Source organism: Methylophilus rhizosphaerae, assembly GCF_900100975.1.
GTDB classification, from domain to species: Bacteria; Pseudomonadota; Gammaproteobacteria; order Burkholderiales; family Methylophilaceae; genus Methylophilus; species Methylophilus rhizosphaerae.
Genome location: NZ_FNFX01000004.1, coordinates 153,196 through 167,960, shown reverse-complemented (window position 1 = coordinate 167,960; position 14,765 = coordinate 153,196). Strand labels below are relative to the sequence as shown.

The window sequence follows — 14,765 nt, the reverse complement described above, 5'->3', positions numbered from 1 at the left end:
AAAATAAGGCTTTTGGTCTAGAGTCTATACGCATGACACAACTGCCGGTCTCCCCTACTGAACAATGGCTGCGCGAAGCCTTGTCCCAACGCATCCTGATCCTGGATGGAGCGATGGGGACCATGATCCAGCAATACAAGCTGACCGAGGCAGATTACCGTGGTGCGCGCTTCAAGGATTTCCAGGGCCCACCCGGTGAGCGCGAGTTGTTTGTCAAAGGCAACAACGAGTTGCTGACGCTGACGCAACCGCAGGTGATCCAGGAAATCCACGAAAAATACCTGGCCGCCGGGGCTGACATTATCGAAACCAATACTTTTGGTGCCACCAGTGTTGCGCAGGATGATTACCACATGGCACACCTGGTCTATGAAATGAACGTCGAGGCGGCAAAATTAGCCAAAGCCGCCTGCGTCAAATACAGCACGCCGGACAAACCACGCTTTGTTGCCGGTGCCTTGGGCCCCACGCCCAAAACTGCCTCCATCTCGCCGGATGTGAACGATCCTGCAGCGCGTAACGTCAGTTTTGACCAGTTGGTGGCTGCCTACCTGGAACAGGTACGCGGCCTGGTGGAAGGGGGTGCCGATATCCTGATGGTGGAAACCATTTTCGATACGCTGAACTGTAAAGCCGCCTTGTTTGCGATTGAAACCTTCTTTGACGAACAGGGCAAAACCTGGCCCATCATGATCTCCGGCACGGTGACTGATGCCTCAGGCCGTATCCTGTCCGGCCAGACCGTGACCGCATTCTGGCATTCGGTGCGCCACGTCAAACCGCTGACGGTAGGCCTGAACTGTGCGTTGGGCGCCACCCTGATGCGCCCGTATGCCGAAGAACTGAGCAAGGTGGCAGATACCTTTGTCTGTATTTACCCTAACGCCGGCCTGCCTAACCCTATGTCGGATACCGGCTTTGATGAAACGCCAGATGTCACTTCCAGTCTGGTAAAAGAATTTGCCGAAAGCGGCTTTATCAATATCGCCGGTGGTTGCTGTGGTACGACACCCGATCATATCAACGCCATTTACAACGCGATTAAGGATCTGCCGCCGCGTCAGGTGCCGAGCTTGCCGGTCACCACCAAACTGTCAGGCCTGGAGCCGTTTATCATTGATGAACACTCACTGTATGTGAATGTCGGTGAGCGTACCAACGTCACGGGCTCCAAAGCATTTGCGCGCATGATTATCAACGAGCAGTACGAGGAAGCACTCAGCGTGGCGCGCCAGCAGGTGGAAAACGGCGCGCAGGTCATCGACATCAACATGGATGAAGGCATGCTGGATGCGGTCAAGGCCATGACACATTTCCTCAACCTGGTCGCATCCGAGCCGGATATTGCGCGCGTCCCCGTCATGATTGACTCGTCGAAATGGGCAGTCATCGAAGCAGGACTGAAATGCGTGCAGGGCAAAGCCATCGTCAACTCGATTTCGATGAAAGAAGGCGAAACCGAGTTCCTGCGCCAGGCCAAGTTGTGCCAGCGCTATGGCGCAGCCGTGGTGGTGATGGCGTTTGATGAAGCCGGCCAGGCCGATACCTTTGCGCGGAAAACCCAAATTTGCAAACGCGCGTACGACTTGCTGGTCGACAGCGGTTTCCCGCCGGAAGACATTATCTTCGACCCGAATATTTTCGCCATCGCGACCGGTATCGAAGAGCACAACAACTACGCGGTGGACTTTATCGAAGCCACACGCTGGATCAAGCAGAACCTGCCTTATGCACGTATTTCCGGCGGTGTATCTAACGTGAGTTTCAGCTTCCGCGGCAATGAGCCGGCGCGTGAAGCCATCCATACCGTCTTCCTGTACCACGCCATCCAGGCTGGCATGACCATGGGCATCGTCAACGCCGGTATGGTCGGTGTCTATGACGATATCCCGGCCGAGTTGCGCGAACGCGTCGAAGATGTGGTGCTGAACCGCGTGGTAGACCCTGACAATCCGCTGGCCGCGACCGAGCGTATGATCGAGATCGCCGGCACGCTGGTGGCAGGTGGAAAAAAGCAGGAAGCCACGCTGGCCTGGCGCGGTACCCCGGAGAATCCGGTGCCTGCCACCAAACGCCTGGAATATGCGCTGGTGCATGGCATTACCGACTTTATTGTGGCTGACACGGAAGAAGTGCGCCTGGAAGTCATGAACAGCGGCGGTCGCCCTATCCATGTCATTGAAGGCCCGCTCATGGATGGCATGAACGTGGTCGGTGACCTGTTCGGCCAGGGCAAGATGTTCCTGCCGCAAGTGGTGAAATCCGCGCGCGTGATGAAATCTGCCGTGGCGCACCTGATCCCGTTTATCGAAGAAGAGAAAGCAGCCGAAGAGCGCCGTACCGGCATCATCGCCAAACCCAAGGGCAAGGTGGTGATTGCGACCGTGAAAGGGGATGTGCACGATATCGGCAAAAATATCGTTTCGGTAGTGTTGCAGTGCAACAACTTTGAAGTGGTGAATATGGGCGTGATGGTGCCTGCGGCGGAAATCCTGGAAATGGCCAAGCGCGAAAATGCCGATATCATCGGCCTGAGTGGCCTGATCACGCCGTCACTGGAAGAAATGGCTTATGTGGCCAAAGAGATGCAGCGTGATCCGCATTTTGTCGAAAACCAGACGCCGTTACTGATTGGTGGCGCAACGACTTCGCGTGCGCACACCGCCGTGAAAATCGCACCTAATTATGAAGGCCCGGTGATTTACGTACCGGATGCCTCGCGTTCGGTCAGCGTGATGCAGAACCTGCTGACACCGGAAACGCGCGGTGCCTACCTGGCAGAAATCCAGGCCGATTACGACAAGGCCAGACGCCAGCACGCCAATAAAAAAGGCGTGCCCATGCTGAGCCTGGCTGATGCACGTGCCAATGCTGCCAGGCTGGATTTCACGGGTGACAAGGCGCCGGTCAAACCTAAATTCATCGGCCGCCGCGTGTTCAAGAACATCGACCTGGCGCTGATTGCGCAGTACATAGACTGGGGCCCGTTCTTCCAGACCTGGGACCTGGCCGGTTTTTACCCGGCCATCCTCACCGATGAAGTGGTGGGCGAGGCCGCGACCAAAGTGTTTGAAGAAGCGAAAGTCATGCTCAAGCGCATCATTGATGGCCGCTGGCTCACCGCCAACGGCGTAATTGCGCTATTCCCCGCCAATCAGGTCAATGGCGACGATATTGAAATCTATACCGACGAATCCCGCAGCCAGGTCGCCATGACTTGGTATGGCATGCGCCAGCAGACGCAGAAACCGGTGATTGATGGTGTGGCACGCCCCAACCAGTGTATGGCTGACTTTATTGCACCCAAAGGTATCGATGATTATATCGGCCTGTTCGCTGTCACTGGTGGGTTGGGCATGGAAAAGCGTCTGGCTGACTACGTCAAAAATCATGATGACTACAACGCCATTATGTTCAAGTCACTGGCTGACCGCCTGGCAGAAGCATTTGCCGAATACATGCATGAGCGCGTGCGCAAGGATTTGTGGGGTTATGCCGCAGATGAAGTGTTAAGCAGTGAAGCGTTAATTAAAGAGCAATATAAAGGCATCCGCCCGGCACCGGGCTATCCGGCCTGCCCGGATCATACGGTGAAAGCCGATATGTTCAGGCTGTTGCAGGCGGAAGAAATCGACATGCAATTGACCGATAGTTATGCCATGTTACCGGCAGCAGCAGTAAGTGGCTTCTACCTGGCGCATCCTGAATCCAGGTATTTCAGTGTGGATAAGATCGGTAATGACCAGTTGGAGGACATGGCGAAACGCAGAAATGTGGATAAGGCCTGGTTGGAGCGGTGGTTAGCACCAAATTTGGGATAAAGGGTGATTGCAAAGTCGCATTTTGCGGACGGGGGGGTGATTCCCCCCAGCTTAATAAGGTAAAGTGGAAAGGGCGTGCTGAGAGGTGCGCCTTTTTTGTTTTATTGATCTTAGAAGGTAATTCTTTAGATAGTTGCGTAGCGGGTGATTGTGACGATTGGTTTCGCCTTTGGGCGAGTTACTTTCTGTTGCTTGCCCCACAGAAAGTAACCAAAGAGGAGGGCACCCAGCCATCACGGCCTTCGGCTTCCTTGCGTTGCTCAACAAAGCAAGCGGTCACGAAACTCGCCCTAGCAGCTTGCGCATGTCGCAAGCTGCTGCGGAGCTCAGACAGTCGCTCCCTTATTTCTTACTTTGTTTCCGCTACTCAGCGTGATGGAATGGGATTGTTCTCGCCAAACTCACATCCATGAAGTGTGAATGGTTCAGAAACTAAATTCTTTTGTTAAGAGCATTAATGGTGGCGCTCATTGGGTTTCCGGGGTCCCCATTTTTCGCGCCGAGTAGCGCAGGCAAAATAAGATGAAGCGAGCGGCTGTTTGAATTCCGCGGTGGCCTGCGGGTTGGGCAGGCCGCTAGGATGAGTTCTGCGAGCGCTTATTTTGACGAGCAACACAGGATAAAAGCGGAAGTTGGGGTGACCTTTCTTTTGGTTACTTTATCTTTGGGCAAGCAAAGAAAAGTAACTCGCCTAATGGCGAAATACGCTATCACATCCATGAGCATGTATTGAAATGCCCCACTGCTACCCCACTAAAGAATTACTTTATTTAATAGTGGCGCTATCGCTGCCATCAACCGTTCCGTAGTTCCCCTATGATGCACCGTAAATCCCTTAGCCGCTTCTGACATCACGCGAACCTTCACCTTATCCGCCGCTAAGGCCGCAATCGTGTCTTTCAGCTCAGCTACATCTGCCATTTGCACTGCCGCATTCGCCGCGACCGCTTCTTTGGTCACTTGCGCGAAATTAAACATATTCGGCCCCAATATCGTCGGTACACCCATGGTCGCTGCTTCAATCAGGTTTTGTCCGCCCAGAGGTTGCAGGCTGCCGCCCATCACTGCAAAGTCACTGGCCGCATAATAGGTATACATTTCCCCCATGCTGTTGCCGAGCACCACTTGGACATCCTCATGAATGGGTTGCGTGAGTTCGCTACGCAATACATAACGCAAGCCGCGCGCTTTTAGCAGGTTTTCCACTTCGGCAAACCGTTGCGGATGGCGCGGCACCAATAGCAGAAGTACGTCACTGTCTTTCATTGCATCCAGAATCAGTAACTCTTCGCCTTCCCTTGTACTGGCAGCCATGAATACCGTGCGATTTTCACCTAACAGTTTGCGTAGCTGATGGCCTTTTTCAGCACTGTCCGCTGGTGGGTTGACGTCGAACTTGAGGTTGCCACAAATCATTGGTTGTTTAGCACCTAATGCTTGTAACCTTTCAGCATCCGCAATCGTTTGTGCGGCGACCAGCGCCAGTTGTTGCAGGCCATGGCGGGTGAGGCTGCCAAGCCTGGCATAACCGCGGGCCGATTTTCCCGACAGGCGCGCACTGAGCAAAGCCACCGGGATATTTCTCTGCCTGGCCTGGTTAATCAGGTGGAACCATAATTCGGTTTCCATTAACAAACCTAATACTGGCTTGAAATGCACGAGAAAGCGTTTGGCTGCCCCTGGCGTATCTACAGGCAGATACGCTTGCAGTACGCGGCCACTGGCAATTTCCTGGCGAAACAGTTGCTGACCGGTTTCGCGTCCGGTGGGGGTGCCGTGTGTCATCAGTATCTGGTGTTGCGGATAATGCTGGAGCAGGGCATGGATCAATGGTTGCGTGGCGCGCGTTTCGCCGACCGACACGCAGTGCACCCAGATCACAGGGGCACTGGTTTTTTGGTTGTAAAAGCCGTAGCGCTCACCGACATGCTGGCGGTATTCAGGTTGCTTGAGGCCGCGCCATAACAGCTTGAGGGGTAGCAACAGCGCTACCAGTGTCATCAGCAGGGTATATATGAATGTTGGCATGGCGCTATTCTCGCATATTTGCCCGTATAAATTCTGCGGCGTAGTGATGAGAACCGCGCCAAAACAGGTAAGTGATGACTCACCTATGTCGCAACCCGCATTGTTTATACACTGAAAAAAATGCAAGCTTCCGGCCGAAAAAAAAGCGCAAAAAATGGGTTGACGTCAACAAAATATAGGCATAGATTATCGTCAATAACACAAGATATTGTGTTTGGTCGGTGGCGATGCCCAAGCCGTACAGCGGTGCATGCCAGCAGGTAAATCCTGCCATCCCCACCAGCCTGTCGTTGCCGCGACATCCGCCGCCAGCCCTGTTGATTGGCGGCATGCCTGTTATCAAACTAATAAGAATGACCAGTGTGGGAGAACTCAATGCTAAAAGCCGTTGAACAGAAAAAAGTCTTGTCAGAAGGAGCTGCTATGGAAATCCCTGTGCAATCCGTCTCACTGGATATCTGGGACAAGAAATATCGCCTGAAAACCAAGACGGGTGAACATGTAGACCAGGACATGGACGACTCCTATAGCCGAGTCGCGCGTGCCTTGGCGGATGTCGAAACTACCGAAGAGAAAAAAGCCGAATGGCACGAAAAATTCCTGTGGGCGTTACGCCGCGGTGCCATCCCTGCCGGTCGCATTACCTCCAACGCCGGTGCGCTAGAACACAAACCGGCGACTTCTACCATTAACTGTACCGTGTCTGGCGTTATCTCAGACAGCATGGATGACATCCTGGGCAAAGTGCACGAAGCTGGCCTGACGCTGAAAGCCGGTTGCGGTATCGGTTACGAGTTCTCTACCCTGCGTCCAAAAGGCGCGTTTGTCGCCGGTGCCGGTGCCTACACTTCCGGCCCACTGTCGTTTATGGATATCTACGACAAAATGTGTTTCACCGTGTCTTCAGCCGGTGGCCGCCGTGGTGCGCAAATGGCGACGTTTGATATTTCGCATCCCGACGTGACTGACTTTATCAAGGCCAAACGCGAAAACGGCCGTTTGCGCCAGTTCAACCTGAGCTGCCTGATCACCAAAGAATTTATGGAAGCGGTAAAAGCCGATGCCGAATGGCGCCTGGCTTTCCCGGTCACCGAGAAAGAAGCCATTATCGATGGCCTGAACGTCAACGACGAGTCACAAGTGGTATGGCGTGACTGGCCGGTCAAGCACAAATACCTGACCAAGGTCGATGGCCCGGAAGCCGGCAAGGTCGCTTGCCGTATCTACAAAACCATCAAGGCGCGCCGTCTGTGGGACGTGATTATGTCTTCCACCTACGATTTTGCCGAGCCGGGGTTTATCCTGATCGACAGAGTCAACGAAATGAACAACAACTGGTTCTGCGAAAATATCCGCGCCACCAACCCATGTGGCGAACAACCATTGCCACCTTATGGCGCTTGCCTGCTGGGTTCCGTTAATCTGACCAAGTTCGTGCGCCAGCCATTTACTGACGACGCACATTTCGACTGGGACGAATACCGTGAAGTGGTTGGTGTGTTCACTCGCATGCTGGATAACGTGGTGGAGATTAATGGTTTGCCACTAGAACAACAACGTCAGGAAATTGCCCGTAAACGCCGCCACGGCATGGGTTACCTCGGCCTGGGTTCAACTTTAACCATGCTAAAAATGAAATACGGTGAAGAAGATTCCGTGAAGTTCACGGAAGAAGTCACCCGCATCATGGCTGAAGTCGGCTGGGAAGTTGGTGTGCAACTGGCTGAAGAAAAAGGCCCGGCACCGATTATGGACGAGAAATTTGAAGTGACTGCCGATATGCTGCGTGTGCGCCCGGAAATGGCCGCTGATGGTATCAAGGTTGGCCAGAAACTGGCTGGCAAAGTATTGCTGGGTAAATACAGCCGCTACATGCAGCAATTCCCTGAAGGCCTGCGTAACCAGATCGCTACCAAAGGTGTGCGCTTTACCCATCATAGTTCCATCGCGCCAACCGGTACGATTTCTCTGTCACTGGCTAACAACGCCAGCAACGGTATTGAGCCCAGCTTTGCCCACCACTATGCACGTAACGTGATCCGTGAAGGCAAAAAATCCAAAGAGAAAGTCGATGTATTCAGCTACGAGCTGCTGGCTTACCGTGAACTGGTGAATGCTAACGCCATGCCGTTCAGCGACAAACCGGAAGAGCAATTGCCGGATTACTTCCTCGATTCATCCACCATCATGGCCAAAGCGCACGTCGATATCCAGGCCGCGGCGCAAAAATGGATTGATAGCTCCATCTCCAAAACCATTAATGTGCCAACTGATTACGACTTTGAGGATTTCAAAAACATCTATCTTTACGCGTATGACAAAGGTTTAAAAGGTTGTACGACTTTCCGTTTCAACCCTGAAGCATTCCAGGGCGTATTGGTGACCGAGAAAGACTTGGAAAGCACCACGTATAAATTTACGCTGGAAGATGGCACCGAAATCGAAGCCAAAGGTAATGAAGAGATTGAGTACGATGGAGAGATTCATACGGCGGCCAATCTCTTTGACGCGTTTAAAGAAGGCTATTACGGAAAATTTTAGTGTTTGCCTGCTGCGCTCGCCATTGCGGCGTTAAAAAGCAGTTTTAAATCCTCATGTACTATTTGTACACTCCGGTTTAAAACCGCTTTTCGCCTGGCACTGGCTTCGCTCGCAACGGCAACCATCTAAAATTTGAGTTAAGTTAGCAGATTGAATTTATTGAAAAATTGAGCACTCCAATAGGGAGAACAACATGGCAATCAAAATCGACAAAAAAATCACCGCCTACAAACTGGTGACCGATGAAGACAAAAAAGCAGCCGAGGCCGCTCCAGCGCCTACTAACATTTTCCAAATGGGCGAACCATTGAGCCGCCCGGATATGCTGGTGGGCAACACCTACAAAATCAAAACGCCGGTGACCGAGCACGCCCTCTACATCACCATCAACGACGTCATCATGTACGAAGGCACGCCACAAGAGCATCGCCGTCCATTCGAAATCTTCATCAACTCCAAAAACATGGAGCACTTCCAGTGGATAGTCGCGCTGACCCGCGTCATGTCCGCCGTGTTCCGCAAAGGTGGTGATGTCACTTTCCTGGTGGAAGAACTGAAAAGCGTGTTTGAACCTTCAGGCGGCTACTTCAAAAAAGGCGGCAAGTTTGTGCCTAGCCTGGTGGCCGAAATTGGTGAAGTGGTAGAAAAGCACCTGCAAGAAATCGGTATGCTGAAGAAGCCAGGTTTAGACGAACACCAGCAAAAACTGGTTGAAGAGAAAAAAGCGGAATACCTAGAAAAACACGCCAAGTCAGGTGAAGAATCAAACGACGAAGGCTTCCCAAAGGGTGCACAGCTTTGCAAAAAGTGTAATACCAAAGCAAGCATTCTCATGGATGGATGCATGACTTGCTTGAACTGCGGTGATAGTAAATGTGGATAGAGAAAAGCTCGCGGATGCGAGCTTTTTTATTGCAATTAAATTAGTATGAATAATAAAACATGTAAAAAATGTGGCTCAAATGAGTTTGGAAGCTGGACTTCATCTTCAACTAATAGGATCAGTTTTTATTGTAGATCTTGCCAAAAAAATAGAAGTAGGATCTATCAGGCTAGGCGACTTGCAAATGGAGGGGAACATACTAGAACTCAGTGGCTTAATAAACTTAAGAGTTACTTCGCATGTCCCAATTGTAATAGACTTTGGGAAAATATACCCTTGAGACCCAATAAACGATACAAAAACCCTTGGACGAAAGATCATATAGTTCCTATCGTAGCGGGGGGTAATAACAATATTACAAATATTCAGCCGCTATGCTATCAATGCAACTTTAGTAAAAGCTCAAAATTTCAATCAGAACAAACAGGTATCGCAAACATTCGGTAGGGTATATCGTAATCAGATCGAGTTTCATGTGGTGCTGGATTAAAGGTGATTTCTTGAGTTTCAAAGTACATACCATCAGCTCTCGATATCGAAGTAGTTCCTTCACGAAGATTAGCCCTTCTCCCATCGATGATTACATAATAACCTTGTACGATATGACTTGGTGCTGATTGTCTTTGGCTGTCTAAATAGTTTGCTAGCTGAGAGGCGCCCTCTTGAGCTCTAGGTTCGTAATGGCGGGCAGTAATGTGACCATCTTCAGCGACTGAAATCCCCAACCATTTTATTTCAATCAACATTAATCGATTGTTCGTAAATTTGGGTTGTACTCGTATGTCGACCGGATGACTTTCATCTACAACTTGTTCTGGCCAAACATCAAAATCTCCAGCAAGGCGGTTCCGAAGAAACTGCGTTAAAGAATTTCTCATTTTTGATTCGGGTTTCGCTTTAAAGAAAATACGTTCATTGTCGTGCCAAGACTCTCTAAAAATGTAACAAGTGGACTCACGAATATTTTCAGTTTCGTATTTTTGAAGTGCTTCTCGCAAGCTAGAAAATGTGGGGACAGCAAACTGGCTTTTTGATGCCAGATCTAACCGAGAAACTTGTTTGGATTGCTTACCAGCTAAAAATTCTTCTGTGCCATTTCTGTTGTGATATACAACAGCGTCAGATGCCATATCTTGTAATGTATGAGTATTGTGTAGTCGCCTGTATAGTTGCTCATCAGCTCCTATCTCTAAAATAAGATCGGTAATTGTTTGGTTAGCTAAATTACTTAAATCAAGTGGGCGTTCGGGACTTTGGTTTAACGTTGAGTTGTTCTGTGATGCGACTTTTTTGAAAATGATAACGGCACCTTTTATACGCTCTGGTTCTAGATGCTTATAAAGGTTCTTTGCTACCTCCATTATTCTAAATATGGCATCTACCCCCGCATTTCCAAACTCGCTCTCTGCCATAGGCACATGAGAATTTTGACAGAATTCTGTAATTAATTCAGGCAGGCTTTTCATTCAATTTCAATCTAAGCTAATTCGGACATACTTGAACTGTACAGCGCGGACAACCAAGTGACTGCTGGCAGCCTTAGGTCGTCACTGCGTCCATAGAAAGCAGTATGTAATATACTAAATTGATCATAAAGTTGGGATCTGGCTAACTCCTCAAGTAATAAGCGGCTGGCTGGAGTTGCATTTGAACGTTTAAGCTCAGGCTCATTTGACAATGCTGTGCATACCATGCCTACAGACAATGCTAATGTACTGGAGCAGGCCGCATATAGATATTCTGTACGTTTCTTATTCAAAGTAAATTTTTCGTAATTTATTAACTTTTGAATTCCTAAGTCTGTTATCTGTAATCTTTCATGTGAACGATAAAACAAACTAACCTCTAAAAAATCATTCGCAGCAGTATCCATGTCTTGACTAAAGGGGGCGCCTAACTCAGTACCAACGAAGTTATATTCCCAGTCTGCTATAGGTTGTTCACGATATAGCCAAAGCAAACATGCTAAATATCCAAAAATATGTAATTCCGGAATACTAAAACTTCCATTTTTCTTTTGTAATTGGTTTGCAATAAAGAGTGTGTCAAATGCTGCAACAGGATTTATTCTAATTTTCATTATGCATCCATGGCTTGTTCAATTACTGCATATGCTTCATTAAATAAACTTTCCTCCTCTTGCTGAACGGTAGTAAGTTCTGCCCAGTCTGTCATTCTGCATAATTGCATATTTTGTCTTCCACAACTTCTTGCTAGGGCTAGTAATAGTTGTGAGCTATTTAAATTTGCAGTCATAAAGATTTGATGGCCTGACTTGGCAAACATAGCCAACATGTCTCCGGCTCTCTTTTCATATGCGATATCTAGTGATCCTTCTGGTGTATCGATAAACATACCACCTAATGAGCTTGGATCTGACATATGCTGGGTTAACGCCATGCGTAACGCGATGTCTAAGAAAAATCGCTGACTTTCTGAAAGTTGTTGTTGTTCGCGACGAGTAGAACCCCTGACGGATACAATAAGTTTAGGGCCATCAGAATTGTTTGCGTCTAATTGAACGGTTAAAGGCATTCCAAGAAACTGATGTGCAAGATCTGCAAACTTTTTAACGAAATCTTTCTCAACATCCACATAGCTTTTTTCTAAACTTTTTTGAATCGTTTGAAGTTGATTTCTCAGTACTTCTCTTTGAGAATACGCATCGTTTTTTTCTTTCTCTAGCGATGCTAATTGTTCTGCATATATAGTTAGCGAAGTTGAAAGGCCGCCTTCGTTAAGTACTCTTCTTAAAGCATCCAATGTTGTATTGTTTTTTTGATTAAATTCATCAAGTTGTGTTTTTGTAGACACCCATTTTTGTCTCAGCTTAGACTCTTCTTCATTTAAACCTTTTATTAAATGCAATACATCTCTTATTGCTTGCTTGATTTGAGATAAGCTCCTATCAATATCTTCTAAGCGCTTTATATCTTCTGCAGTTTGAGGCTCTGGATTTACCTCTGAATCACATATTGGGCAGATTTTTTCTTTAGATTTGCGTAGAACTGTATCTATCGCATAAGCCTCTTGATTACCGCAAAGACCGCATGCTTTATCATGTATGGTTTGTATGATTAATGGATGCTCTGCAATTGAGGGTCGGTGATTGAAGCTACGCTCAAAAAATAATGCATATTCATCACGTAAAGCAGTTTCTTTCATCGAATGTTCAGCAAGCTTGAGATTTGCATCCTTAACTGATGCCTCTATTTCATTTAATAGTTTAGTCTCTTCATCAAATTGCTCACTTAGAAGTTCATGAGTTGTAATTAGAGAGTCATATGTTTCTTGTGCTCCAGGTACGGACTGCACTTTAGATTGAATTTCGTTAATTCTTCTGCGAAGTCGAGTAGCTTCCCATTGGCGGTTTCTAACATCCGAGGCTCTTTTTTCAATTTCTCTCCGGAGAAGATCTGCCTGTTTCGCCATATCAGGTTCAATACCGAATGTTCTGTATAAAACTCTTTCCATAATGGCTTGATTCCAGAATAGTGTTTTGCGCTGCTCGTCGAAACTAAAAACAAAGTGCTGTAGGAAAGCAAATTCCTCGAATGTTGAGACATTACTGTGCCTTACAAAATATTCAATATAGGCTCTATTACGCTCGCTACGGGATAAACCATCGGTTTCTAAAACGGCTAAATCACGGTGATATTCCTTTATCGTCAATCGACGTAGCTCATCAGGTTCAAACATTCCACGGCAGATTTCATACCTATAATCACCTAAATTAAAAACTAAAGTGATTTCAGCCTCACCTTCATCAGAGCCAAGAATACGGCCTCTGAAGTAATTGCCAGAAAAGGTCCGTGTATAGTTGTAATACTCATCCATTGATTTGAATGTTCTGGCTGGATCGGAAACCATACCAGTGAGGCAGAAATTGATTGCTGACAAAAGTGTAGATTTTCCAATCCCGTTTGCCCCAACCAAGCAAAGTACACCGTCTTTGCAAGTTAGTTCTGCGTTTGGATTTGCTGTGTAAAGAGAGAAGCGATTAAGTTGAATTAATTCTAGCCGTGGTAGTTTTAATTTTTGAACAGATGCAGTCACTGTATTACCCTCATTGGCCGTTAATTAATAAATTATTTCGTGAGTTCAATAATCCACTCACCAAGTTGGTGCGTACCGCCCTGTTGCGCACTAGTTCTCATTTTTCGCACTTCTTGTTTACTAACTTCTTTGTAACCTAAAGCTCTAGCAATCTCGATTAGTATCCCTGCTACATCTATAAGGACATTTGAATATTTTGAGTCCCCTACGACCATGATCACTTTCCCTTTTGGTTTTAAAAGGCGATAGCTATGCAGTAATATATCTTCTAAGTCTTTAAAATATGCAGTAACCATTTCCGGTATATTTTTATTCCAAAGATCTACACGTACAGTTTTCAGATCGCTATATGTTTTATTTAAAATTTCACTAGTGTTTTTAGGCTGATCAAAAGGACGTTTTGCTTGTACATGAGATCTCAGAGTTTGTTTTCGCAAAGTTGAGTTGTCGCTAGCATTTTTTAAGTATCCCAGTACCCATAACTCAACGTTGTAGATATCTGTATAGTCGAATGAGTTTGGATAGGGCGGTGAAAAAACGATCAAATCCGTAGTTTCGTTAAGTCCAGATAGCACCACTCTGGAATCGTCGTTATGGACGGACACAATGCCATTCGGCCTATGCTGAAATATCCGATTATCTTCAAGAACGATTTCTAGTTGTTTTTTAAAAAGGTCATCTAAGACTTGGGTAGTTGGTTGGTTCTCTTTCCAGTTTCTGCGATATCTACGTCCTTTTCCGTTGATATAAACGTTACTAGAAGGAATTAAAGTTGATCCGAGTATTACTTTCAGTAATCTTTTGATATCCGGATCTTTATAATCGGTAATGACACCTAAATATTGGCTAATACGCTTAGCTACATTTTCAGAAAAAATCCAACGATCCTTTTGTGCGCCCTCCACAAAGGTAGGCGGAAGATGAGCTAACAAATTCAGATTTTCTGGAGTTTTGGCTAGCCTCTCATAAAAGTCAGTAGATATTTGATTGAGTGCTTCTAAAGGGATTGGGGTTGCTTTGGCCGAAATCAGGTCTGCGCTAAAAGGGTTAATTTCTATAGTAGTAACATTAATATCAAGCAGTTGAGCAGTAATTGCTGTCGTCCCCATGCCACCAAATGGGTCAATTATGTGAGTAGGCCAATAGCCCAAACGCTCAATTGCGCCAATGACAAAGGATGGTGCGAACGCTTCTTTAAACGTAAACCATCTTTGGAAGGCAGTAAATTTGCCATTTTGATTCGTTGTACGTAAGGAGTCATCCTCTTGCTCGATAGAGGCTAAAGTAGAAGAAAGTTTTGATTCAGGACATACCATCGACGGCACTTTTGAGAAGTGCTTTTTTAAGACAGTAAGATATTCCTCCGGGTGGTTTCTCATTGTTTTTTTACTCCCTGAGTAAACACACTAATTTTAATAAAAATTGTTTGTATATTA

At 47.3% G+C, this 14,765-nt stretch carries 9 protein-coding genes; 4 read left to right on the top strand and 5 right to left on the bottom strand.

The annotated features are described in order from the left end of the window. The first annotated feature begins 32 nt into the window (after window positions 1-32). Window positions 33-3,821 carry a methionine synthase gene (gene metH / locus BLP53_RS10320; protein ID WP_091472093.1) on the top strand — a complete coding sequence of 1,263 codons (3,789 nt, stop codon included), beginning with the start codon at window positions 33-35 and terminating at the stop codon, window positions 3,819-3,821. Between the two features lie 753 nt (window positions 3,822-4,574). Here metH and waaA read toward each other — a convergent pair. Beyond that, window positions 4,575-5,849, bottom strand: a complete 1,275-nt coding sequence (gene waaA / locus BLP53_RS10315) for a lipid IV(A) 3-deoxy-D-manno-octulosonic acid transferase (protein WP_091472092.1) — start codon at window positions 5,847-5,849, stop codon at window positions 4,575-4,577. A gap of 375 nt (window positions 5,850-6,224) precedes the next feature. On the opposite strand from waaA, the gene BLP53_RS10310 reads away from it, so the two are divergent. From BLP53_RS10310 to BLP53_RS13930, 3 genes are all read left to right on the top strand, one after another. Beyond that, window positions 6,225-8,390, top strand: coding sequence for an adenosylcobalamin-dependent ribonucleoside-diphosphate reductase (locus BLP53_RS10310; protein WP_091472091.1), 2,166 nt, complete (start codon window positions 6,225-6,227; stop codon window positions 8,388-8,390). 193 nt (window positions 8,391-8,583) lie between these two features. Further along, on the top strand, window positions 8,584-9,273 hold the full coding sequence (locus tag BLP53_RS10305) for a TSCPD domain-containing protein (RefSeq protein ID WP_091472090.1): 690 nt from the start codon (window positions 8,584-8,586) through the stop codon (window positions 9,271-9,273). 45 nt (window positions 9,274-9,318) lie between these two features. After that, a complete protein-coding gene (locus BLP53_RS13930) occupies window positions 9,319-9,720 on the top strand; it encodes an HNH endonuclease signature motif containing protein (protein ID WP_091472089.1) in 402 nt (133 codons plus the stop codon). Here BLP53_RS13930 and BLP53_RS10295 read toward each other — a convergent pair. Genes BLP53_RS10295 through BLP53_RS10280 form a run of 4 tightly spaced genes read right to left on the bottom strand, consistent with a single transcriptional unit; the run spans window position 9,684 to window position 14,708 of the window. After that, entirely contained in the window at window positions 9,684-10,739 is a 1,056-nt protein-coding gene (locus tag BLP53_RS10295) for a hypothetical protein (protein ID WP_091472088.1), read from the bottom strand. The two genes, BLP53_RS13930 and BLP53_RS10295, sit on opposite strands and share 37 nt — an antisense overlap. An 11-nt stretch (window positions 10,740-10,750) precedes the next feature. Further along, window positions 10,751-11,353 carry a hypothetical protein gene (locus BLP53_RS10290; protein ID WP_091472087.1) on the bottom strand — a complete coding sequence of 201 codons (603 nt, stop codon included), beginning with the start codon at window positions 11,351-11,353 and terminating at the stop codon, window positions 10,751-10,753. Next, complete coding sequence (locus BLP53_RS10285; RefSeq protein WP_091472086.1) at window positions 11,353-13,329, bottom strand: AAA family ATPase; 1,977 nt, start codon at window positions 13,327-13,329, stop codon at window positions 11,353-11,355. The genes BLP53_RS10290 and BLP53_RS10285 overlap by 1 nt, the downstream gene beginning before the upstream one ends. Before the next feature lie 32 nt (window positions 13,330-13,361). Continuing rightward, window positions 13,362-14,708, bottom strand: a complete 1,347-nt coding sequence (locus BLP53_RS10280; RefSeq protein WP_091472085.1) for a site-specific DNA-methyltransferase — start codon at window positions 14,706-14,708, stop codon at window positions 13,362-13,364. Between the last annotated feature and the right edge of the window lie 57 nt (window positions 14,709-14,765).